Below are 22,879 nucleotides of genomic sequence, written 5' to 3'. Positions count from 1 at the left end.
ATCTATCAATCAGTAAATTAGATCTTTCTCGATCTAACGTTGTAAAGTTAGTTGTAATGGGCGTCCTCGAACAAGATATACAATCTCAACTCCATCAGTTGAAAAGTCAATTAGACAAGGTTCGATTGACACAACGAGACACTACGCTCAAATTTAAACGAGAACAGAAGATTCTCAAGAGAATTGTGAGCGCTTTGTGCCATGCTTATGGGGACAGCGACAACTTACGTTTAAAACAAGGGCTCGCTGAGTTGCAGCAGTCATTGGAGCAGCAGAAAGACGTAAGCGATTTAATACCGAAACTGGCGGTGTTAGAACGTATGTTGAAGCAGCAAACCATTGCGACGGAGAAACAAACCATCAATCTCGATTCTCAGATCAAACACAGTGGCGAAACTCTATTACGCGTCACCGGCTTACCTGCCAAGGTTAAACGAGACCTCAGAGACTTGCTTAGCTACTCTGAGGGGATCGACTCAACCAAATCCGACCAGGCATTAAAGCTTCTTGGAATCTATGAGCGTTCCATTAAAATTATCACGGCTAATCCAGAATCCATTAATGGCGACATCAACAATGCCGCCGATAAAGAGCTGTTAATTAGCCTATCTGATGAATTGCAGCACCTGATCACTGAACTCGATTTTGAAGGTGAGTCTGGTGAGTTGCTCAATGACATTCGGGCGAAACTGCTGATTGGTGTGAACACTCACAACTTATTAGAGTTGATTCTTCAAACCCTTAAGTTGGTGATTGATGGCACCAAGTACGAACGCAAAACTTCTGAGCAGTTTCTTGAGCAGATCAACGCGACCTTAGCGTCCACGCTAAAAAGCTCTAACCAGAATAGCGATCAAAGCCAAAGCTACTTCGAACAGCGTCAAGAAATGAACAAAGAACTTGATGATCTCGTCAGCGCGACCCAGTCTCAAGTCAAAAGCGCGTCAAATCTCGAAAGTTTAAAAGCCAATATCAACCGTTACTGTCAGAAATCGCCTCTCTGTCTGAACGTCTTCACCATGCAGAAAAGCGCGAACAAACGCTTATCGAGCGTATGGAGTACAACAATAATCAAGTCGAAGCCATGTTCGAGCTGACACAAGATTATCGTCGTCGTTTAGAAGACCAAGCTCAACGTATGTTGCTTGATCCTCTGACAAAGACCTACAACCGTACTGCGTTCAATGACCGTTTGGAAATTGAATATCGCCGCTGGATCCGAAATCAGCACAACTTACGTATTATCCTGCTCGATATCGACAAGTTTAAAGCTATTAACGACAGTTTTGGTTACAGTGCCGGTGATAAAGCGCTGAAAATCATTGCACGAACTATCCAAAAAGAACTGTTAGACACGGATACCGTTGCACGCTTCTCGGGCGAAGAATTCATTCTTTTGCTGCCAGAACGCGACGACAAAGAGTGCTACAAGGTCGTGCAGAACATTCAGCGTAATGTAAGTAAGCTGCCGTTCAAGTTTAGAGACCACAGTATCACCATCACCCTCTCGGCATCGAGCACTCAGTTTAAGAACTCTGACACGCCGGAAGAAGTCCTGGAGCGTTTAAATCTAAGGCTCAATGAAGCAAAACACATGGGTCCAAACCAAATCGTTTGGAAATAAGCTCACAAACCTAGCATATTGAACCCTTATCAATTTAAGGGTTAATTCTCCCCCTTCTAGAGACGCACAATCTCATCATTGATACTTAAATTTCAAACAGTTATCACAGCCACTTGAGTATTCCTTTTTTAGTATTGTTTGCTACTATGAAAGAGACACAATAAGAAAAACAACGATCTCACTGCCATTCGAAAGATTAGAAAGGAGGGTCATATGATTACTCATATCAGCCCAGCCGGAAGCATGGACTTGCTTTCTCAACTTGAAGTAGAGCGTCTTAAAAAAACCGCTGCGAGCGATCTCTACCAACTCTACCGTAACTGTACTCTTGCCGTGCTCAATTCAGGCAGCCACACTGATAACTCCAAAGAACTACTCGAAAAGCACAAGTCTTTTGACGTTAACGTTGTCCGTCGTGAGCGTGGTATCAAGCTAGAACTCAACAACGCACCAGAACATGCCTTCGTGGACGGCAACATCATTAAAGGCATTCAAGAACACCTTTTCTCTGTGCTGCGTGACATTGTGTATGTGAACATGCACCTTGCCGACAACCAAAGATTAAACCTCACCAATGCCACACACATCACCAACTTGGTGTTTGGTATTTTGCGTAATGCAGGGGCGTTAACACCGGGTATCGAGCCTAACCTCGTCGTATGTTGGGGCGGTCACTCCATTAACCCGACCGAATACCAATACACTCGCGAAGTGGGCCATGAACTCGGCCTACGAGAATTGAACATCTGTACCGGTTGCGGACCAGGTGCGATGGAAGGTCCAATGAAAGGTGCGGCCATCGGTCACTCAAAACAGCGTTATGAAGAACAGCGCTACCTTGGCCTAACGGAACCTTCAATCATTGCAGCCGAGCCGCCAAACCCAATCGTGAATGAACTGGTGATCATGCCGGATATCGAAAAACGTCTTGAAGCGTTTGTTCGAATGGCGCACGGCATTATTATTTTCCCAGGAGGCCCGGGCACCGCAGAAGAGCTGCTGTACATCCTCGGTATTATGATGCACCCGGAAAATGCTGATCAACCTCTGCCGATTGTTCTGACTGGCCCGAAAGAGAGCGAGGAGTATTTCCGTTCTATTGACCGATTCATCGCCGATACGTTAGGTGAAGAGGCTCAAAAGCATTACGAAATTGTCATTGATGATCCAGCTAAAGCCGCTCGCATCATGAAAGAAGCAATGACGGACGTTCGCCAGCACCGTAAAGATAATGGCGACGCATACAGCTTTAACTGGTCACTGAAAATTGCGCCAGAATTCCAACTGCCATTTGACCCAACGCACGAGTCTATGGCCAGCTTAGATCTGCACTTAAATCAGCGCCCAGAAAACTTAGCGGCCGCCCTTCGCCAAGCCTTCTCTGGGATTGTTGCTGGTAACGTAAAAGCAGAAGGCATCAAGGAAATTGAGCGTCATGGCCCCTTCACCATCGACGGCGATGTTGACCTGATGAAGAAGATGGACAAGCTTCTCAAGGACTTTGTACAGCAAGACCGTATGAAATTGCCGGGTGGAACGGCTTACGTACCCTGCTACAAGATTGCTAATCAAGACTGAGCTAGCTAAATCCTTCTAAACCATTACAATACACCCAAGTGACTTCAAGAAGCAGGATTCAGTGATGCGCTCCCGAAGGGCGAGATTGCCTAGCCCGTATACTTTGTTAACGATTCTCAATTTAGAACCACTAGATTGTCGAATCGTTGCCGCGTTTGCAAACTAGGCATTTCTCGCTGAACCACGCATCTTGAGGTTACTTGGGTGTAAAGGGCGTTTTCGCCCTTTATTTTTGTCTTCTAGTGAAGAGTTGGTTATGTCTATTCATCTTGTGATCATTGATGCTTTAAATCTCATTCGCCGCGTTCATTCCGCGCAGCCCGATCCAAGTGATATTACTCGTACCATCAATACCACCACTCGAACTCTGAATCGTATCATTTCAGAGTCACAACCGACCCACATCATTGCAGTATTCGATCATCAATTGCAAGACAGAGGCTGGCGAGCGCAAGTCTTGCCAAACTACAAGCAAAACCGCAAACCAATGCCTGAGCCTCTGCTTGAAGGTTTAGATAAAATCCAACAGGCATGGTGGGATTTAGGTATCGACTCTCTTTTATCGGACGGTGACGAAGCGGATGATTTAGTGGCAACACTCGCGATGAAAGTTGCCAATCACGGTGAGCAAGTGACCATTGTTTCAACCGATAAAGCTATTGCCAACTGCTCTCACCGACTCTTCGTATTCGAGACTATTTCCAGCACCGTTGGTTGGACGCCCCCTTTATCGAAGCTGAATTTGGGGTGAAGCCTGAGCAACTTGCTGACTATTGGGGATTGACGGGCGTTAGCTCAAGCCAAGTCCCCGGCATTCCAGGTGTTGGGCCCAAAGCGGCGAAAGAGATTCTCACTCAGTTCAACGATATAGAAGAGGCGCATGCTAGCGATGAGCTTGCACCAAAATATCGTAAAAAGTTTGATGTACACATTGAGTCTGCGAGAGTTTGTAAACAAGTCTCGGCCCTAAAAACCGATATCGAACTGGGATTTAATCTGCAAGACATTCGCTTTCAAGCCTAATTCTATGGATTATATGGTTTAATTGCTTGAGGAAAGCCCATCTATTCGCAATACTTTCTGACAGTTTGTGAATAATGTTTGTTTGTGATTAACCCTGTTTGTGAAATAACCCTAGAGGCCATTTAGTGTCGCGCAAAAAGCTCATTCTGCTACTGTCGATAGCCGTCATCGTTGCCGTTTTCAATTTCTGGCAAGCACCGCCTCCTTATCCAAAGTTTGATCCTTCTGACAAGCTGCCTAGCTACACCCAAAGTTCATTCAAGCAGTATGTGGATGACACGTATCAATGGTTAATGGACAATCGTCACTTCCAGACATCTAACAAAAACGAAGAGCTAGCGCTTGTCATGCCCAAAGAGTGGCATCCAGAGAAATCGAATGGACAGGCAGTGTTGTTGGTGCATGGCCTTGGCGATAGCCCCTACTCTTTTGTTGATGTTGCTGAACATTTGGTATCCAAGGGGTATCTGGTCAGAACCATCTTACTACCGGGCCATTCCAGCCGCCCAGCCGATCTCGCTTTGCCTGACTATCGAGATTGGCAGGCCGTTGTTGAACATCATGTCCAGCTACTTCAAGCCAAACAACTTGATGTGTGGCTTGGTGGCTACTCCACCGGGGCGAATCTAGTCACCAGCTATGCATCGACAGATGAAAAGATTCAGGGGCTACTGCTGTTTGCTCCCGCTTTCAAGCCAATTAACCCTCTCACCGGTCTGGCGAAATTTGCGAAGTACATAGTGAACTGGGGAACCTATCGCCAAGAAAACAACTATTTACGCTATAACTCCTTCGCTATGGGTGGAGTCGATAAGTACCATGAGTCTACCGTGTGGGTAAATGAGACACTTGCGAGCAAGCTGTACTCAAAACCTGTGTTTATGATCTTGAGCGAAGCCGATGGCACCATTGACTCAGAGTATGCTTATCAGCAGTTTTCTCAGCGAATGCCAAACAATGACAGTCATCTGGTTTGGTTGGGAGAAATGGAAAGAGCCGATTCCAGAAGCACGACTTACTCTATGCGGTTACCCGATTTGAGAGTAACCACCGGCTCGCATATGGCGATGCTCTATTCACCCGATAACGCAGAATATGGCCAGAATCCAAAACAGATACTGTGCTTGAGCAAAGACAAAGCGCTATGTAAATCGGAAGAGGTTTGGTTTGCGGAGCGAGGCTATCAAGACGCAAATAAAGTCTCTGCCCGCACCAGCTACAACCCGCACTTTTCCGACTCTATGCTGTTGATGGACGGAGTTATGACAAGAAACGCTGATTAATCTTACTGATTAAATTCCAAAGAAAAAGGGCTGGATAACCAGCCCTTTGTTCATCGATACGAATAAATTAATGCGGAGAGATGTTCGACAAGCTTTGAATGTGAACCGTAATCTCTTCACGGTCGTGATACAGGTGCTTCGCCTGTAGCTTAAACTTCACGCCGTTTTCAATTAAGAAGTATTTCAGATTCTCGATATCTTCAAGCACTTCATCGTAGCGACCTTTCATCGGCAGTTTTAGGTTAAAGATGGTCTCTTTTGCCCAACCGCGAATGATCCATTCACCCATCAACTGAGCCACGCGAGATGGCTTCTCAACCATGTCACACACCAACCAAGTTACGTTCTTGCGTGGTGGCTCAAACTTGAAGCCATCTTCTTGGTGGTGCTTAATTTGGCCAGTTTCCATCAAGCTGTCAGCCATCATTCCGTTATCCACACAGTGAACAAACATAGAACGCTTAACGAGCTGATAGGTCCATCCTCCAGGACAAGCACCAAGGTCGACACCCCACATGCCTGATGCCAGTCGCTCATCCCACTCTTCGCGTGGAATGAAGACATGAAACGCTTCTTCTAGCTTCAAGGTAGAGCGGCTTGGTGCATCGGCTGGGAACTTAAGACGTGGGATGCCCATAAAGAACGCCGAGTTGTTGTTCGGGTAAGAATAACCCACATAACAGTGACCCGGTGCAATAAAGCAGATGTGCAGCACAGGCTTTTTCGCATGGTCTTTATTGAACATGATGCCTTTGCCACGGAGCGCCTGACGCATTGGTACTGTGAACTTACGACAGAACTTAAGCAGCTCTTTCGCTTCGTTAGTATCAGGTGTTTCAATGCGCAGATCGCCACACATAGGAAAAGCTTCGATATCAGCAAGCTCTGCAAGAATCGGCGAGATACGATCTTCACTTGGCAACTCGCTAAACTCAGCAGCAACAGCAAACATTTGACGAGCAAAGATCAACGATTGGAAATCGATCGCTTTGATCAACTTGTCAGCATCTCCATCTTGATAGCATTCGAACAACACAAAACCTGTGTTCTTCTTCATACGGGGAAAACCATACACTTCCAACTGTGTTGCTTTATCCTGAATTTCACCTGCACACTCTTTTTCGAAACCAGAGCGGCAATAAAGCATTACGTGTTTCACTTGTTAACCTCGTTTATTTGTGTTGCTGCGTAAGCGAACAGCCCCAACCTATCATAAAGGTTAGCCCACCCAACGGAGTGATGGGTCCAAACCATTTTATTCCGGTTAGCGCCAAAGCGTAGAGACTGCCACTAAAACAAAAGATGCCGATGATAAAGCAAATTGCCGCGTTGAAAAAATACTTTTGCGCTTTCGCGGGTAAATTGAGTTGAATCAGCACCGCACACAGCCCAATCGCGAACAAATGAATGAACTGATAAAGAACGCCGGTATTAAATACATCGATCAAATAAGGTGGCAATGTCGCCTTTAAACCGTGCGCGGCAAATGCACCCAGTGCGACACCGCTCAAACCAAACAGACCACAGAAAAATAGTAACCACTTACTTTTATTCACCCTGCTATTCCTCATAAGCTCTGAGAGCTATTTACCTCAAAAATAAAGGCACTTAGCCGCTCTATGCAGGCCGCAATATTGCCTTCTTCAGTAAAACCTGAACGCTTGCGAGGCTTGAAGCTATGATCGCCATCATCGAGAAAAGAGACTGAAACAGAGTCTGACAACTCAAATCCTTCAAACTCAGCTTTGGTACCAAAGGTGTCTCTCTCGCCTTGTAAAATTAGGCATGGCTTAGACAACTCAGCCAAGTGGGCACCTTTGTAGTTTTCTGGCTTACCTGGAGGGTGAAATGGGAAGCCTAAACAAGCTGTGCCAGCAACCTTGTCATGGTCTTGGAGCAAACTGGCCATTCGGCCACCCATTGATTTCCCGCCAATCACGACAGGTGAATCGGCGAACTGCTCAATGACCTCTTCAAATGCGGCTAACAGTTTTGGCGCGCGATCTGGTGGGCGTTTTTTCCCATCTTCCGCACGCTTCACCATATAGGGGAAGTTGAAGCGAACCACTTTGATACCTTTTGCAGTCAATCCTTTGGCAACTTGCTCCATAAAAGCATGGTCCATCCCTGCACCCGCACCGTGTGCAAATATAAACAGCGGACTATTCTGGTCGCCATCAACGATGAAATCAGTCATCCAATAACTCCTCTTGTTCTTTTTGTGCTTTGGCGAGCATCCAATCTCGGAAAGTCGCTATTCGGCCTGTATCCGCTTGTTTCTCATGGCAAACAACATAGAAAGCGTTCTTGGTCACCAGCATCTCATCAAATGGCGCAATCAATCGTCCGGCTTCCATCTCAGGCTGCGCTAACACGTTATTACCCAACGCAACACCTTGTCCGTGAGCTGCCGCTTGCAACACCATAGTCGAGTGGCTAAAGATAGGGCCGTGATTGACGTTAAGGCCTTCTAAGTGGTTTTGTTTAGCAAACTGCTTCCAATCTTTTCTTGAGGTGTCGTGAAGGAGTGTATGCTGCTTAAGATCGGTTAGAGATTCTAATGGTTTACTGCCAAGCAGAAGCGCTGGTGAACAAAGCGGGATCAGGAACTCTTGATACAATTTGTCGGCTCTTAAGCCAGGCCAGTTACCTCGCCCATAGTAAATCGCTACATCAACGTCATCGGTCAACGAGCCTTCATCCATATCCACGGCTTTGATTCTGACATCAATATCAGGCTCTTGCTGATTAAAGTCTGCTAGGCGAGGCACTAACCACTGAATCGCAAAACTTGGCGGCAAACTGATGGTCAGCGCCCCTTTCTCACTGCGCTCGAGTACCTTATCTGTCGCTTCAGCCAATGATGTGAAGATGTCTTTGATATCAAGGAAGTAGCTTTGACCTTCCTCGGTTAACAATAATGAACGGTTGCGACGACGAAAGAGCTTTAACCCTAGAAACTCTTCTAAGGCTTTGATTTGATGACTGACCGCCGCCTGAGTCACGAACAACTCTTCGGCAGCGCGAGTAAAGCTCAAGTGGCGAGCAGCGGCTTCGAACACTTTTAACGAGTTTAGTGGCGGTAATCTTCTTGACATAGAAACACCCAGTAACAACCATTAGTTTTTTTAATCTGAAGTATTATAATTTGTCGATTGTCTAGCGGCTAGAGAAATTCTATATTTCACCCCGTAACGAGAGCCTGAACGGCTTGATTCTCTCTAGAATCAATTGGCTCTGGTTACGATGTTGTGTTTGCAAACTCGTATTTCGAGTTCGGTAGATTTCTACCAAGATCTTGCCAAGATACTAGAGCGTGTTCTCTACTACTGGTGAGGTCCATACTTCCTGTATTTTGACCTGTCTGTCAAATTCTTTAGCACCGCCTACATGGGCGGTGTTTTTTTATGTCCGCATTTTAGGGCGTGTTGATCTTTCGAGCTGATTTTTGCAGCACCTTGTGGGCTTTCTTATTAACGAACAGATACAAGGCAGAGGCTTTGATGTGTAGCTAGCTACATGAGAAGCCGATAACGCAGTAGAAATGAACCACAAAGGCTGCCCGAAGGGTTCGGCTGCGCGCCCCGGACTAAAATCGTTTTATGCTTTGTTGAAGACTATTTGCTTAGAATGACTAGGCTACACAGTCTTCGCCGTGCCTAAAACGATTTTGACTAGGCGTCCCCATCCGAACAAAATTTAACCTCGAAAGAGCAACACGCCCTAGTAACTCATGAACTTCAACCAATAAAAAAGCGCAAGCTGAACTTATCAGCTTACGCTTTACAATCATACGTAAAAGCAGTTAATTATGGGCGATACACTTTTACGTTATTGAAGCCTTGTTCTTGCAGATACAGCGCTTGCAAGCGGCTCATTACGCCACGGTCACAGTACAACAGGTAGGTGCGGCTCTGATCTAAGTCGCCAAACTTAGTTGCTAAACGGAAGAATGGAATGTGTGTCACTTCCACGCCTTCAATTTCCAGTGGGCTATCGTCTTCCTCTTCAGGCTACGAATATCCAATACCACTGCGTGCTCTTCAACCGCCGTTACTTGCTCAACTTCTGGCGCAGCTTGTTGGCTCTCTTTTTCGATTTCACGAATGTCGATCATGCGTGCATCGCGAACTACTTGCTCAAGCACTTCAAAGTCGAATTTCGCTTCTTCTGCTTCAAGCTTCTCTTTCACCGCTTTTACTGTTGGTTTCTTAGAGATCACACCGCAGTATTCTGGCATCGTCTTAGCAAAATCTTCCGTGCCAATTTCACGAGCAAGATCGATGATATCTTCTTTATCCCAGTTGATCAGTGGACGAAGGATTAACGTATCCGTGACACCATCAATATGACGAAGGTTAGTTAACGTCTGGCTTGAAACCTGACCTAGCGCTTCACCCGTAACAAGAGCCTGAATACCAAATTTCTCAGCCAGCATGCCACCAGCGCGCATAAACATACGCTTAAGCACAACGCCCATTTGGCCGTCGTCGACTTTCTCTAGAATCTCAGCCACAACTGGCTCGAAATCGACCGCAAGGAATTTCACCTTGGCGGATGAGCCATACTTGTTCCACAAGTAGTGCGATACTTGCTTAACGCCGATTTCATGCGCTGGGCCGCCTAGGTTGAAGAAGCAGTAATGGGTTTTCGAACCGCGTTTGATGTGTAGGTAGCTAGAAACGCCTGAATCAAAACCGCCAGAAATAAGACTAAGTACATCTTCTTGGGTACCCAGAGGGAAGCCACCTAGGCCTTTATAACGCGCAATGATCTGGTTTAGCTTGTCGCTTGCTACTTCGATGTTTACGGTGACATCGGGTTTAGAAAGTTTTACTTTCGCACTCTCTACCGCTTGGTTCAGGCCGCCACCAACGTAGCGCTCAAGCTCGATAGAGGTGAAGTCATGCTTACCACGGCGTTTAGCACGAACCACGAATGTCTTGTTTTCAATTTTTTCACGGTTCAGCACCAACACTTGCTCGAAGATGTCGTGCATGTCCGTAAAGTCTGACTGCTGAACTTCTAGTACGTGGTGAATACCCGGGGTGTGCGTCAAGATCTCCAACACTTCGTTGTAGAACTCATCGCTTTGTGCGGTTACTTCGATGTGGTCACGACGGTTGAATACCGCGACAGACTCTGTACGACGCTGAATGATGATTCGAATGTTGCACTCAAGGATCCTTGTGAAACGCTTACGCACTGATTCACTTTTAACAAAAATTTCCGGATGGGGTTTTACAATAAATTTCATAATTCACTTCACAAGGCTTGCCGTGAGATTCGGCGTCAACTACCGCTCAAAATCATTCCCAATTTGGACGGTTCTTTTTTACAGCATAGTCGTCTTTGACCACTAAGGGCGCAAGATTATACATGATGAAGCGGTTAGAAAAAAGGCGAGCACACGGCTCGCCTAATCTAATTTACTGAATGCTTGGGACTTCGTCGCTGTAGAGCGGCTCTCCTTGCATGATACTAATCTCAACCCGTCGGTTTCGAGAACGTTGCGCCTCGGTATCATTTGGGCCAAGTGGCGCGGTGTCTGCCATACCTCGTACACGTAGCCTCTGATGAGAGAATCCACGAACTTTCTCCATCTCCTGCGCGACCGATACAGCTCGCTGTGAGGATAGATCCCAATTTGAACGATACAATTCTGAGTCCAAACGCTGATCATCGGTATGGCCTGAGATACGTACAATACCTGGTACATCTTTTACCAAATCTGCGATTTGACGGACCAAAGGACGGAATTTTGGTTGTAAGAATGCCGAACCTTCAGGGAACGCGCCTTTTTCACGAATACGAATAACAATCTGCTGACCCAAGTTCTCCACTTCGATCGCCCCTTGTTCAATTTCTCGCTCGAGCGCCTTCTTGATGCTTTCCATCAAAGTTTCAAGCTCTTCCGAGAGTTCAGCCGCTTGAGTTTGCTGGCTGTCCGATTCTGAGTTTTGGTTGTTCTGAGTGGAGGTATCTGGTGATTGACCGCCGGTCATCTTACCTTGATCACGCTGAGTACCACCCGCTCGGTCAGACTCACCTTCGTGAAACTCTAAAGTTTGCTGCGTAATATCAATCGTTTGCTGCATGATAACGTCAATCGGAGTTGGCTCTGGTCGACCTGGGCGAAACTCCTGCGCAATCACACTGGTCCCTTTTGGAATGTCTTTCACTTCCAAACGGTTTTGAACACCAAACGCGAACTTCATGGAGCCAGCAATCTGTTTAAACTTCAGTACATCCATCTCAGAAAACGAGAGTAGCAGTACAAAGAAACACATCAACAGTGCCATCAAGTCAGCAAATGTACCCATCCATGCAGGAAGGCCGGGAGGGGACATTTACACTTTTCTTCTTCCATCGCGTCTCCCCTTACTCGTTATCGATATCTAGAGCACGCTTACCTTCATTCAGGTAATTCTTCAGGTAGCTGTCGATAACACGAGGGTTTTGGCCGTCTTGAATAGCCAGTACACCATCCATCACCAGACGACGGTTCAGAGTTTCTTGTTCACGACGAAGCGACAGTTTGTCGGCAATTGGGAAGAACACCATGTTGGCAAGAATCGCACCGTAAAGTGTTGTTAAAAGCGCTACCGCCATCGCAGGACCGATCGCTTTCGGGTCATCCATGTTGGAAAGCATCGCAACCAGACCAACCAGTGTACCGATCATACCCATCGCTGGGCTACATCACCAAAGGCGCGAAATACTGCAGTACCAAACTCATGACGCTCATCGGTTAATGCAATGTCTTTTTGCAATGCCGCACGAACCACATCCGCATCATGGCCATCCACCAGCAAGTCGATGCCTTTTTGCATAAAGCTGTTGGTAATTTCCATCTCTTCTAAAGCTAGGAAGCCACCTTTACGTGCAGCGTCTGCCATCTCAACCACTTTAGCAATCAGGTCTTCTGGCTCGTCTGCCTTAAACATGAAGCTTTTCCGGCAATCTTAAACGATGCGAAAAACTGCCCCATGGTAAATTTCATCAATACAACAAAGGTTGAACCGCCCACTACGATGAGAATCGATACGGTATCGATAAACATCGAAATGCTGCCCCCTAGAACCATCGCCATAATTACGAAAGCGAAACCACCTATCAGGCCTAATAGCGTTGCTAAATCCACAAAGCACTCCCCATGCTGAATATAAAGCTGTTCTTAGACTAAATTAATTATCGGCAAGATCATAAGATCTTTAAGAATTTTATTTGGTATTACCTTCACACTATTCCTTAAAGACCCTCAATAATCATAGTTGCTTCACCTTAAAAACGCGTATTGAGAGCAGCTTCTCAGCAATTAGACACCGAGGATGTTTCAAAACATGGTGATGATTTCTATTTTTGTGACAATTTTGCTCGGTTAAATTTGACCATACTCACAGGCTAAGGTAACTTTCGTGCATCTCTCCCTATGAGAAAGAATTATGGCAAGTAAGAAACCTGAAAACATGTCTTTCGAGGCAACTATTGAAGAGCTAGACACCTTAGTCGAACAGCTTGAAAATGGTGACCTTGCCCTTGATGATGCACTAAAAAAATTCGAGCGTGGCATTGCCCTTGCTCGCGCAGGCCAAGGCAAGCTATCTGATGCGGAGCAACGTGTCAGCATTTTGTTGAACAACGACGACGAGACGCCACTGAGCGACTTTGAATCTCAGCCTGAATAATGAGTTAAAGTACCCCCTATGATTGAGGCTCTAACCTCCTATCAAACGCGAAACAATCAACAGCTAGCTAAATGGTTAGACGAGCTACCGCATCAACAGCAACCGCTTATTGAGGCGATGCGCTATGGCCTGCTACTTGGTGGCAAACGCGCTCGTCCATTTTTGGTTTACATCACAGGCAATATGCTGGGCTGTAGCGACGAAGCTTTAGATACTCCGGCCTCTGCTGTTGAGTGCATTCACGCATACTCTCTGATCCACGACGACCTTCCTGCGATGGACGACGACGATCTGCGCCGCGGGCAAGTCACTTGTCACATCAAGTTTGATGAAGCGACAGCCATTTTAACTGGCGACGCGCTTCAGACATTAGCATTTACAATTTTGGCTGAAGGCGAGCTTGAACTAAACGCTGAGCCGCAACGTATCAATATGATCAAAGCACTTGCTCAAGCTTCAGGCGCGCAAGGTATGTGCCTTGGACAAGCATTGGATTTGGCTGCGGAGAATCGCTCTATTTCATTAGAAGAGCTCAAAGAAGTTCACCGTAACAAAACTGGCGCTCTAATGAAGTGTGCAATCCAATTGGGCGCGTATGCTGCTGGCGAAAAGGGCGTGGCGGTACTTCCGCAGCTTAACCAGTTTGCCGATGCCATTGGACTTGCGTTTCAGGTTCAAGACGACATTCTTGATATTATTAGTGATACTGAGACCTTGGGGAAACCACAGGGTTCTGATGAGGAATTAAACAAGAGCACCTATCCAGCTTTGCTAGGATTAGAGGGTGCACAAAAGAAAGCTCAATCTCTTTTGCAAGAAGCACTACACGCATTAGAAGCAATTCCTTACAATACAGAGTTACTTGAACAATTCGCCCGATACGTCATCGAGCGCAAGAACTAACACAATAAGCGCGCATTTATATGACCCTTGATATTTCAAAATATCCCACACTGGCCATAGCCAATACACCCGATGAGTTACGCAGCCTACCTAAAGAGGTGCTGCCAACTCTGTGTGATGAGCTACGAACTTACCTGCTCAACTCGGTAAGTCAATCAAGTGGACACCTAGCATCGGGGCTAGGTACGGTAGAGCTTACAGTTGCCCTGCACTATGTATACAATACCCCTTTTGATCAGCTGATCTGGGATGTTGGTCATCAAGCCTACCCGCATAAAATTCTAACCGGTCGCCGTGAGCAAATGTCGACCATTCGCCAGAAGGATGGTTTACATCCTTTCCCTTGGCGTGAAGAGAGTGAATACGACACCCTTTCTGTCGGTCACTCTTCGACTTCTATCAGTGCTGCGCTAGGTATGGCGATCAGTGCTGAAAAAGAAGGCAAAAATCGTAAAGTAGTGAGCGTAATTGGTGATGGGGCAATCACCGCTGGTATGGCATTTGAAGCATGAACCATGCCGGTGACGTGCACTCAGATATGCTAGTTGTCCTAAATGACAATGAAATGTCGATCTCAGAAAACGTTGGCGCTTTGAACAACCACCTTGCTCAAGTGTTATCAGGCAACCTTTACACCTCGATTCGTGAAGGCGGTAAAAAGGTTCTTTCTGGTGTTCCGCCAATCAAAGAGTTGGTGAAACGAACCGAAGAGCACCTAAAAGGTATGGTTGTACCGGGCACTCTGTTTGAAGAGCTAGGTTTTAACTACATTGGCCCAGTCGACGGTCACGATGTAGTAGAGCTGGTAAAAACACTACGCAACATGCGCGAACTAAGAGGCCCACAGTTCCTGCACATCATGACCAAGAAAGGCAAAGGTTACGAACCTGCAGAGAAAGATCCAATTGGTTACCATGGCGTACCTAAATTCGATCCAAGCCACTCCAAGCTTCCAAAGAGTAGCGGTTCTAAACCGACTTTCTCTAAGATCTTCGGTGACTTCCTTTGTGATATGGCTGCGCAAGATCCTAAGCTAATGGCCATCACACCGGCAATGCGTGAAGGTTCGGGCATGGTGCGCTTCTCGAAAGAGTACCCAAGCCAGTACTTTGATGTTGCGATTGCAGAGCAGCATGCCGTGACACTAGCAACAGGCATGGCAATTGCTGGCAACAATCCGATTGTCGCGATTTACTCTACCTTCTTGCAACGCGGCTACGATCAGCTTATTCACGATATCGCGATCATGAACCTACCGGTTATGTTCGCCATCGACCGTGCAGGCTTGGTAGGTGCAGACGGCCAAACACACCAAGGTGCCTTTGACCTAAGCTTCATGCGTTGCATTCCAAACCTGACTATCATGACGCCTGCAGACGAAAATGAGTGTCGTCAAATGCTTTATACAGGCCATAAACATTCTGGACCTAGCTCTGTGCGTTACCCACGTGGCTCTGGCATGGGCACGATAATCGAGTCTGAGTTTACTGAATTTGAGATCGGTAAAGGCCGCATGATGAGAGACGGTGAAAAAGTCGCGATCCTAAACTTTGGTACTTTCCTTCCGAATGCACTCGAGGCGGCTGAAGCACTCAATGCGACAGTAGCAGACATGCGATTTGTTAAACCTCTAGACGAAGCGCTCATTACTAAACTGGCCAATGAGCATGATGTGCTTGTCACGCTGGAAGAGAACGCCATTGCAGGTGGCGCTGGTGCTGGTGTCAATGAGTTTTTGATGAAAGAGAAGCTACTTAAACCAGTATTGAACCTCGGATTACCTGATCAATTTATTGCTCAGGGCACCCAAGATGAGCTTCACCAAGAACTAGGGTTAGATGCGCAAGGTATCGAGAAATCTATCCGCGACTACCTAAACAAGTAAGCTTGCTCATTCTGTAGGTAATGGTTCTACAGATAGTGGTTCAATCAGTAATAGATCAAGCAAAAGCCCTCTTCGGAGGGCTTTTTTATGTTTAAACAATTTTACTCCCCCCACAACCACTAAAGTCACATAAATAAGAAATAAAACTTATTTTGTTGCATTAAATTTAGACCTAGATCTCATAAAGATTTAGATTCAACCGATAAATTTGTAACCTTGTTTTTACAAAATGACTCGCCAAGACATTCATTAATGACGGAATGGGAATCCTGATATGAAAGAAGTTCAATTTAGAACCATAGACAAGCTATTTATCAAGATGTCGATTAATGACAAAATCTGGGTAATCTTCGCGCTATTCATAGGCGCAGTTGCCGCTATCGCGAGCGGCCGATACTATCAAGAAATCAGAACGCTAGAGCAAAGTGCAATCCAAGCTGCGCAGCACCAGCTCAACGGCGTTTTAAGTGTTGGCTCGTCAGGAGATATTGTTAAGCTCTCCAATGTATCGACTACTCATTCTTTGCAAAACCCTAGATATGAAGATGGCATAGCCACCGTCACCGCTCAGGCTTCAAATGGCCAGATTTACCAACTGGTACTCAACAATAAAAAGCAAGCAGTAGAACTACGCTCCCAAGCCCTCACGAGCTTTGCTTTGAGTTTCTTATGGATGATTCCATTCGGTATTTTTTGCTATTGGGTTGCCACTTTCCTAGGTGGGGCTCTTTGGGTCCTCTACACAACCACACAGCGCATTGGTGAAGGCGACCTCACTTCACGTTTGGGGTTCCACCCTGGACGCGATGAGTTCGGCACCATAGGCTGCGCACTTGATAAGGCCATGGATACCCTGACGGATCTTGTGGTGACGGTAAAAGGCAGTGCAAGCACTTTGAGCGAAACGTCCGCCTCATTCCAACAAGAAATGAAGTTAAGTGAAAGCCAAATTAGCCAGCAATATGCTTCCCTTGATTCCGTCGCCACTGCCATGGAAGAGATGACCGCCTCCGCTAAAGAGGTTTCGAACATCTCCCAGCAGGCAACCTCACAAACAGAGAACGATGCTCAGCATATTGAACTCAGCTCTTCTCGAGTTCAATCCGCAATCAGTGAGATCACTCGCCTATCAGACTATATCGGCAAGGCATCGGAGTCCGTCGCCAGCTTAACGGAGAACACCACCCAAATTAACGAGGTGATCACCACCATTAACGCCATTTCTGAGCAAACCAACTTGCTGGCACTCAACGCTGCTATTGAAGCTGCGCGCGCAGGCGAGCAAGGCCGTGGATTTGCTGTTGTTGCTGATGAAGTGCGTACGTTAGCAAGTCGAACGCAAGCGGCAACGGTGGAGATTCAGTCGATGATTGAAAAGCTGCAATCTGAGACTCGTAGTATCGCCTCTATCACCGAGCAAACGGTAAGCCAAGCGAAAACCAGCAGTGATCTAGTGGCTGATATTGGTAGTGATGTCCAGTCTATATCTGACTCTGCACGTTCGCTTATGGATATGAGTATTCAAATCTCAACATCTGCTGAAGAGCAAAGCGCGGTCGCCAATGACATTGCGACAGAACTCAGTGACATCCGTACCCAGTCCAACACCATTCGTAATGTCGCCGAGCAGTCGTCTGCAGGCGTCGCTAACCTGACTCATGCGTCGGTATCACTAGCAGACATTTTGAAAGGCTATCGAACACAATAGCGGCTGTATTTACCTTCACCAATTTCTCGAATATCCCTATCTAGCACAAAGCCCTCGTCAGAGGGCTTTTTACTTCTATTAAAGTTCGATTGAAAGCAGTTAACAGACTCGCAAAAACAGTCATTCACTCGATATATGCAACATTGAGACATCACTACGCATAGGAAACTTGTTACACTCTCGGCCGCAAGCATATTGACGTGTTTGCATTTAAGCCAATTATTGATTTTTAAGGATAAACTATGAAAAAGCTTGCGATCGTAGCAGCTATCAGCCTGTTAGCTTCTGGCTGTGCGCAGCAGTCATTTGTTGTTGCTCCCTCTCAAAACGCCGCTGAAGCGACTGAAGTAATCACTCATCACTTCTTCATCTCTGGCCTTGGTCAAACAGAAACAATTGATGCAGCTAAAGTGTGTGGCTCTCTAGATAAAGTTGCGAAAGTGGAAGCTCAACACACTTTCCTAAACGGCGTTCTAGGCTTAGTTACGTTCGGTATCTACACACCACGTGAAGCGCGCGTTTACTGTAAGTCATAAGTTTTGACTCTGCTCACCGCCACTCTTATCGCGTGGCGGTGGACAAACCTTACTTTAGTCTGTTTGCACGCGTACCTACTGCGGCATTTCCCAATCAAATTCCACACATAACTTCTGCCAAGTCTCATCAACATCCGCTTTCATCACTAATTTTTCACCCGTAAAAGGATGAATAAATTCCAACGCCGATGCATGCAACAACAAGCGATGCGAGTCATAAACCTCTCGGAATAGGCGATTATGCTTACCATCACCATGAGAAGTATCGCCAACAATGGGGTGGCGAAGATGAGCCATGTGGCGGCGAAGCTGGTGCTTTCGGCCCGTTTTAGGTTTCATCTCCATCAAGCAGTAACGGCTGGTTGGAAATCGCCCAGTTGAATGAGGCACTTCCACTTTGGCTAAAGGCTCATAAGCGGTAATCGCTTCTTGCGCTTCTTTCTCTTGGCTCGCGAATTTGTCTGCGATCTTATCGAGCTCTACCTTCAGTGCGTAATCCAGCACGTCGCCCTCTTCTATCCAGCCTCTCACGATGGCGTGATAGGTTTTCTCCATTTCATGATTGGCAAACATTGGCATAACTTGAGACGCGACTTCACTGGAAAGGGCAAACACTAAAACACCAGATGTTGGTCTATCGAGTCGGTGCAGCGGAAACACATGCTGATCGATCTGGTCGCGCAACGTCTGCATGACAAACTGAGTTTCATGCTTATCAAGCCAGCTACGATGAACTAACATGCCAGCGGGCTTGTTTACCGCCACAAAATACTCGTCTTGGTAGATTATATCTAACATTAGCGACATACCTCATCGATCTGATTTAGTACTTTGAGTACAGCCGGCTTGGGTGCCTCTAACCATACTTGTTCAAAGTAAGGCGTAACAGAAAAGCCACGTGGCAGCGGAGCTTCAGAACGACATAGGTACGTCATTTTCGGGATGAATATCCACTGGAGCCACTGCTCTGGCTGCAGAGTATCAACAGCGAAAGGTTGCTGGCTTGCTAATGCTTCATCACTAGGAGCTTCAACCTGCCACAAACCTTGATCGTTCAAAGTTTGTTCCAATGTGACTAGCAGGTTAAGAAGTTGGCTTTTTTGTGTCATCAATCACTCAGTTATTTCAGTTACGACCTTGAAAACGGGCCATAGGATACCATCTATAAGGGAAATAATCTTAAGGTGTACTCGACAATGGATACCATTCATACTCTGACCCAACTGCTGCAAAACAGTGGCTGCCAATACCAAATTTATGACTTGGGTCGCCGCATTAAAACCATCGACAACTCGTTGTTTGAGAGTGTTGAAAAGGGTCAACAGCCGTATCCATTTCCCCTACAACGCAAAGCCCACCTCGCAATTGCTTATTGGAATGAGCAAAATCAACCGTGGATTTGGTTTCTCAAGTTTGATCTCGACGAACGTGGACTGCTGAAACACGCTGATATTGGCAACTTCTTAAAATACGTCCTTGAAGCGATGGGCACGCGTCTAAATCAAGAGATAAGCGACGAACAGCAAGAGAAGCTATCCAACAATCCTTACACGTTTAAGCCTAAAGACGACAAGTTATCGGTATTTAATAGTCAAATTAGAGCCAATCTATCGCTGCCTGCCAGTCAGTACTACGAGCATACTCAGCACTATTTTTCGGGCGATTTAGGTTGGGATAATTGGCAGACTGTTGGCCTGCAAGGCATTACAGATATCTGCGCTCGATTAGACCAAGACCAGAACGCACTGAGTATTTACAAGGCTTTTCATCATCTACCCAACGAGCCGCGTTATGCGCTGCTTGGTGCGTTAGAACACATCGATATTTCGGATAAAATCGCAGGAAAAGTGGCGGAGGCGGCAAACGCAGAAATAGCAAAATCGACGCCAGACATATTTTTGTTATCAGCATTGGTACGCGCACTTTCTGGGGCATCTAACGAGATTGCAAAGCCAGTATTAGACAAAATACTCGCGAGCCAGCTGCTCAGCCACCAAGAGGTGTTGATTGGCGTGGCTGGTCGAAGCTGGCACTTACTACAAGATGCTTCTATTGCCGAAACTTTCCTGTTGCGTTTGGCTCAAACAGGGAATCAACCTCTGTTTAATCAACTGTTTGCCGATTTGGTGATGCTTCCGGAGCTGCGCATGGTACTTTTACCGCTTCTGCACTCAAACCCATCTCCAGAACTGGCCAATGCGCTGGTTCAATTGCAACAATCAGCAAAGGCATAACGCCCATGATTGGAGATTTAATCGCGATTCTTGGTCTGAGCTTTTTGTGCTTTTTGTTCTGGCAGCAAAGGCGTCAGTCTGAGCTCGCCAAATTAGCCATCAGTCGTAAATGCGAACAACTGGATCTGCAATTGGTCAGCGTCGCTTTTGGACAGCACAAACTAAAAACGCCAGCAGGTAGCTGGCTTTGGCATACGGTGTATAACTTTGAATTTTCAGCACTTGGTGACGACTGCTACCAAGGTGAACTGACTATGATAGGCTTCCGACCAATGAAGTTTGAGCTCCCCCTCACCGGATGTAGCTTGCTCAGCGTTATACATGAACTCTAAGTACGGCCCATGTAGATCGCGCCTTTCCCCAACTTGCTGGAATCCAAGCTTTTTCAGCAACTTGATTGAAGGCGTATGACCGACATTTGCCGTCGCAATCACTTTATCAAGTTTCAATTCTCGACACGCCTTAGGGAAGAAAGCTTTCAGGGTTTCCGTCGCGATCCCTTGCCCCAGTGCGCTTTATCAAAAATAAACCCAAGCTCTGGGATGTCGCCATCTTGGGAGATAAACAAGTGCCCCATATATTCACGAGTCTGGCTGTCTAACACCGCCATGCTATAAATCCCCTCGTGATTAATGACCTTTTCAAACAGACGCTTAGCGGAAGATACCGTATGAGGCCCATTCATTTGCGCACGATTTTTCGCGCAGCAATTAAGCATTAGAAACTCTGACTGTAACGACTCAGTATAAGGGAGAAGAAAGGTTCTTCGGGTTACTATAGTCACATCACATCCTTGATAAGCACAAGTAATCTAAACACACCGTATAGCGCCAAGCTAAACAGTGCATCATGTAAAAGCCGAAATTTTAACCTTCTGAGTTTTTGAAATATTGATCTAGATAGGAATCGAACTCTGCAATTAATATTTTTATAAGTTATTGAGAGTATTGGACAAGAAAAGCCCTAACACTTGCGTATCAGGGCTATATTCTTACTCGCAGCAATCCTGCTACTTAATTGGGTGCTCCATGCATCTTCCATAATAGCGGCTGATTCCGTTAGCCAATTCCTTACATCGCCATCCTAGCGGTGTCCTATCATCCTGATTACTAACTTCCCGTTAGTGAACATCACTTGTTCCTTGAGCGGTGTCCTTGGCATCATCCTGATGTTGTCCTGCCTCAATCTAGAGGTGTCCATTGTCAATCCATTGAGGCTAGCATCCTACTAACCTAAATATCCAACAGCGTATCCTTACAGTGTCCATTCCATTTACTGCTTATCCTAAGCAGTAGTGCTTCATCCTGAAGCTGACCATTCCTTGGCTCTTTCCAGTTCCGTGTCTACTTCCTTTCGACAGGGATAAATTTATCAGATCCTAATTGTGGAACAAGAGAGCGAATACAACGGTTCCCCTTAACAAACATATAACACCTTATTTTTTCTTATTTTTCAAAAAGATAAACTGATATAAAGATAAGAGCTTAAGTACGAAATGATGTTATCTCACAGCGAATGTGCGAGATCTCTTACAACCCAATGCCAATTTTGATATTCGCTATCCCAAGGCTGAACCAGTATTATTGAAGAAGATAAGAACTAAGGAGTTTGAAATGTTGACTCAAGACGTCACCAAAGAGTTGGAAACCATTTTGGCAGGGCTTGCAGAGCAAGGAAAAGAGCCAACTGTCGCACTAGTAAAAGCAAGATTAAGTACTTCTGTCCCAATCCCTGCTTTAATCGCGACGATAAAGAGTTGGAAAAGCGCTAATCGCGTACCGAAAGTCGAAGTCAGCGCCGCACCAAAGTCCGACGCTGATAAACTTGCCGATCTTGAAAAGCAGGTTCAAGCTCTCACACAGCGCGTCATTTCTCTAGAGCAACAGCTAAGCGAGAAGTCTTAATGAAAATTTGGGTCGATGCTGATGCCTGCCCTAAGGTCATCCGAGAAACCATCGTGCGCGCAGCAGAACGCACAGGCGTAGCGTGCACCTTTGTGGCTAACCACGCCATTCCACTCCCTAAGCGCAACAACATACATTCGCTTCAAGTGCCAAGCGGCTTTGATATTGCGGATAACGAAATTGTGCAGCGAACAGAGCCTGGCGATCTGGTGATTACATCCGACATCCCGCTTGCCGATGAGGTGATCACCAAAGGTGCGCATGCGCTTAATTCACGTGGTGAGCTCTACACCAAAGACACCATCAAAGCTCGGCTCAACATTCGTGACTTTATGGATACCATGCGCTCAAGTGGCGTGCAAACCGGAGGGCCTGCGGCACTATCGCAGACTGAGCGCCGTGAGTTTGCCAACCATTTAGATAGCTACTTGCTAAGCGCCCTAAATAGGGACCTGAGTCAGTATAAAAAAGCCAGCATCTCTGCTGGCTTTTTCGATTGAGTTATCTTCAACT

15 protein-coding genes and 8 pseudogenes are annotated in these 22,879 nt (G+C 46.2%); 13 read left to right on the top strand and 10 right to left on the bottom strand.

The window, feature by feature from the left end; genetic code table 11:
* The first annotated feature begins 56 nt into the window (after positions 1–56).
* The 4 genes and pseudogenes from UA76_RS10130 (at position 57) to UA76_RS10115 (ending at position 5,508) form a co-directional block, all read left to right on the top strand.
* Positions 57–1,624 (top strand): annotated as a pseudogene (locus UA76_RS10130) (GGDEF domain-containing protein).
* A 213-nt stretch (positions 1,625–1,837) separates the two neighbouring features.
* Positions 1,838–3,202 carry a nucleotide 5'-monophosphate nucleosidase PpnN gene (ppnN, locus tag UA76_RS10125; protein WP_047045579.1) on the top strand — a complete coding sequence of 455 codons (1,365 nt, stop codon included), beginning with the start codon at positions 1,838–1,840 and terminating at the stop codon, positions 3,200–3,202.
* 256 nt (positions 3,203–3,458) lie between these two features.
* Positions 3,459–4,225, top strand: a pseudogene (gene xni, locus UA76_RS10120) (flap endonuclease Xni).
* 125 nt (positions 4,226–4,350) lie between these two features.
* The gene (locus UA76_RS10115) at positions 4,351–5,508 is read left to right on the top strand and encodes an alpha/beta hydrolase (protein ID WP_052772006.1); all 1,158 of its coding nucleotides are present in this window, start codon (positions 4,351–4,353) and stop codon (positions 5,506–5,508) included.
* A 67-nt stretch (positions 5,509–5,575) separates the two neighbouring features.
* Here UA76_RS10115 and rlmM read toward each other — a convergent pair whose 3' ends face one another.
* The 7 genes and pseudogenes from rlmM to pomA form a co-directional block, all read right to left on the bottom strand.
* Positions 5,576–6,667, bottom strand: coding sequence for a 23S rRNA (cytidine(2498)-2'-O)-methyltransferase RlmM (gene rlmM, locus UA76_RS10110; protein WP_047045578.1), 1,092 nt, complete (start codon positions 6,665–6,667; stop codon positions 5,576–5,578).
* Positions 6,664–7,079 (bottom strand): annotated as a pseudogene (locus tag UA76_RS10105) (DUF423 domain-containing protein). The gene rlmM and the pseudogene UA76_RS10105 overlap by 4 nt, the downstream one beginning before the upstream one ends.
* Positions 7,076–7,705: an alpha/beta family hydrolase gene (locus tag UA76_RS10100; protein ID WP_047045573.1), complete on the bottom strand. Its 630-nt coding sequence runs from the start codon at positions 7,703–7,705 to the stop codon at positions 7,076–7,078. The pseudogene UA76_RS10105 and the gene UA76_RS10100 overlap by 4 nt, the downstream one beginning before the upstream one ends.
* On the bottom strand, positions 7,698–8,606 hold the full coding sequence (locus tag UA76_RS10095) for a transcriptional regulator GcvA (RefSeq protein WP_047045570.1): 909 nt from the start codon (positions 8,604–8,606) through the stop codon (positions 7,698–7,700). Before UA76_RS10095 ends, UA76_RS10100 begins: the two co-directional genes overlap by 8 nt.
* A gap of 711 nt (positions 8,607–9,317) precedes the next feature.
* A pseudogene (gene thiI, locus UA76_RS10090) lies at positions 9,318–10,765 on the bottom strand (tRNA uracil 4-sulfurtransferase ThiI).
* 172 nt (positions 10,766–10,937) lie between these two features.
* Positions 10,938–11,878, bottom strand: a pseudogene (locus tag UA76_RS10085) (flagellar motor protein MotB).
* A gap of 11 nt (positions 11,879–11,889) precedes the next feature.
* A pseudogene (pomA, locus tag UA76_RS10080) lies at positions 11,890–12,652 on the bottom strand (flagellar motor protein PomA).
* A gap of 301 nt (positions 12,653–12,953) precedes the next feature.
* On the opposite strand from pomA, the gene xseB reads away from it, so the two are divergent.
* The 5 genes and pseudogenes from xseB to UA76_RS10055 all read left to right on the top strand — a co-directional run bounded on the left by xseB (position 12,954) and on the right by UA76_RS10055 (position 18,228).
* Complete coding sequence (xseB, locus tag UA76_RS10075) at positions 12,954–13,196, top strand: exodeoxyribonuclease VII small subunit (protein ID WP_047045566.1); 243 nt, start codon at positions 12,954–12,956, stop codon at positions 13,194–13,196.
* Between the two features lie 18 nt (positions 13,197–13,214).
* Positions 13,215–14,099 carry a (2E,6E)-farnesyl diphosphate synthase gene (gene ispA, locus UA76_RS10070; protein ID WP_047045563.1) on the top strand — a complete coding sequence of 295 codons (885 nt, stop codon included), beginning with the start codon at positions 13,215–13,217 and terminating at the stop codon, positions 14,097–14,099.
* 20 nt (positions 14,100–14,119) lie between these two features.
* Positions 14,120–15,984 (top strand): annotated as a pseudogene (gene dxs, locus UA76_RS10065) (1-deoxy-D-xylulose-5-phosphate synthase).
* 274 nt (positions 15,985–16,258) lie between these two features.
* A complete protein-coding gene (locus tag UA76_RS10060; protein ID WP_047045560.1) occupies positions 16,259–17,692 on the top strand; it encodes a methyl-accepting chemotaxis protein in 1,434 nt (477 codons plus the stop codon).
* Positions 17,693–17,934: 242 nt separating this feature from the next.
* Positions 17,935–18,228, top strand: coding sequence for a Bor family protein (locus UA76_RS10055; RefSeq protein ID WP_047045557.1), 294 nt, complete (start codon positions 17,935–17,937; stop codon positions 18,226–18,228).
* A gap of 75 nt (positions 18,229–18,303) precedes the next feature.
* Here the strand turns inward: UA76_RS10055 and truC are convergent, their stop codons facing one another.
* Together truC and UA76_RS10045 are read right to left on the bottom strand one after the other, a co-directional pair.
* The gene (gene truC, locus UA76_RS10050) at positions 18,304–19,026 is read right to left on the bottom strand and encodes a tRNA pseudouridine(65) synthase TruC (RefSeq protein ID WP_047045611.1); all 723 of its coding nucleotides are present in this window, start codon (positions 19,024–19,026) and stop codon (positions 18,304–18,306) included.
* Positions 19,026–19,337 carry a YqcC family protein gene (locus tag UA76_RS10045; protein ID WP_047045554.1) on the bottom strand — a complete coding sequence of 104 codons (312 nt, stop codon included), beginning with the start codon at positions 19,335–19,337 and terminating at the stop codon, positions 19,026–19,028. The genes truC and UA76_RS10045 overlap by 1 nt, the downstream gene beginning before the upstream one ends.
* Before the next feature lie 87 nt (positions 19,338–19,424).
* Here UA76_RS10045 and UA76_RS10040 point away from each other — a divergent pair, with 87 nt between their 5' ends.
* Together UA76_RS10040 and UA76_RS10035 are read left to right on the top strand one after the other, a co-directional pair.
* Positions 19,425–20,462: a DUF3549 family protein gene (locus tag UA76_RS10040; protein WP_047045551.1), complete on the top strand. Its 1,038-nt coding sequence runs from the start codon at positions 19,425–19,427 to the stop codon at positions 20,460–20,462.
* A 5-nt stretch (positions 20,463–20,467) separates the two neighbouring features.
* On the top strand, positions 20,468–20,794 hold the full coding sequence (locus UA76_RS10035) for a DUF3301 domain-containing protein (protein ID WP_047045548.1): 327 nt from the start codon (positions 20,468–20,470) through the stop codon (positions 20,792–20,794).
* On the opposite strand, the pseudogene UA76_RS23445 reads toward UA76_RS10035, so the two are convergent.
* Positions 20,678–21,246: pseudogene (locus UA76_RS23445) on the bottom strand (GNAT family N-acetyltransferase). The gene UA76_RS10035 and the pseudogene UA76_RS23445 sit on opposite strands and share 117 nt — an antisense overlap.
* A gap of 829 nt (positions 21,247–22,075) precedes the next feature.
* Between UA76_RS23445 and UA76_RS10025 the strand changes: the two are divergent.
* Together UA76_RS10025 and UA76_RS10020 are read left to right on the top strand one after the other, a co-directional pair.
* Positions 22,076–22,366: a hypothetical protein gene (locus tag UA76_RS10025; protein ID WP_047045545.1), complete on the top strand. Its 291-nt coding sequence runs from the start codon at positions 22,076–22,078 to the stop codon at positions 22,364–22,366.
* Positions 22,366–22,866: a YaiI/YqxD family protein gene (locus UA76_RS10020; RefSeq protein WP_047045544.1), complete on the top strand. Its 501-nt coding sequence runs from the start codon at positions 22,366–22,368 to the stop codon at positions 22,864–22,866. The genes UA76_RS10025 and UA76_RS10020 overlap by 1 nt, the downstream gene beginning before the upstream one ends.
* The last annotated feature ends 13 nt before the right edge of the window (positions 22,867–22,879 follow it).

Source organism: Vibrio mexicanus, from assembly GCF_001012815.1.
Lineage (GTDB): Bacteria > Pseudomonadota > Gammaproteobacteria > Enterobacterales > Vibrionaceae > Vibrio > Vibrio mexicanus.
Note: the sequence above shows the minus strand (reverse complement) of the source record. Positions and strands in the feature narration are given on the sequence as shown.

What these genes read in the sequence shown, in the direction of transcription:
- truC (WP_047045611.1), bottom strand. Translation starts at nt 19,026, where the DNA reads ATGTTAGATATAATCTACCAAGACGAGTATTTTGTGGCGGTAAACAAG.
- UA76_RS10100 (WP_047045573.1), bottom strand. Translation starts at nt 7,705, where the DNA reads ATGACTGATTTCATCGTTGATGGCGACCAGAATAGTCCGCTGTTTATA.
- ispA (WP_047045563.1), top strand. Translation starts at nt 13,215, where the DNA reads ATGATTGAGGCTCTAACCTCCTATCAAACGCGAAACAATCAACAGCTA.
- ppnN (WP_047045579.1), top strand. Translation starts at nt 1,838, where the DNA reads ATGATTACTCATATCAGCCCAGCCGGAAGCATGGACTTGCTTTCTCAA.
- UA76_RS10035 (WP_047045548.1), top strand. Translation starts at nt 20,468, where the DNA reads ATGATTGGAGATTTAATCGCGATTCTTGGTCTGAGCTTTTTGTGCTTT.
- UA76_RS10020 (WP_047045544.1), top strand. Translation starts at nt 22,366, where the DNA reads ATGAAAATTTGGGTCGATGCTGATGCCTGCCCTAAGGTCATCCGAGAA.
- UA76_RS10055 (WP_047045557.1), top strand. Translation starts at nt 17,935, where the DNA reads ATGAAAAAGCTTGCGATCGTAGCAGCTATCAGCCTGTTAGCTTCTGGC.
- UA76_RS10095 (WP_047045570.1), bottom strand. Translation starts at nt 8,606, where the DNA reads ATGTCAAGAAGATTACCGCCACTAAACTCGTTAAAAGTGTTCGAAGCC.
- UA76_RS10025 (WP_047045545.1), top strand. Translation starts at nt 22,076, where the DNA reads ATGTTGACTCAAGACGTCACCAAAGAGTTGGAAACCATTTTGGCAGGG.
- UA76_RS10040 (WP_047045551.1), top strand. Translation starts at nt 19,425, where the DNA reads ATGGATACCATTCATACTCTGACCCAACTGCTGCAAAACAGTGGCTGC.
- xseB (WP_047045566.1), top strand. Translation starts at nt 12,954, where the DNA reads ATGGCAAGTAAGAAACCTGAAAACATGTCTTTCGAGGCAACTATTGAA.
- UA76_RS10060 (WP_047045560.1), top strand. Translation starts at nt 16,259, where the DNA reads ATGAAAGAAGTTCAATTTAGAACCATAGACAAGCTATTTATCAAGATG.
- UA76_RS10045 (WP_047045554.1), bottom strand. Translation starts at nt 19,337, where the DNA reads ATGACACAAAAAAGCCAACTTCTTAACCTGCTAGTCACATTGGAACAA.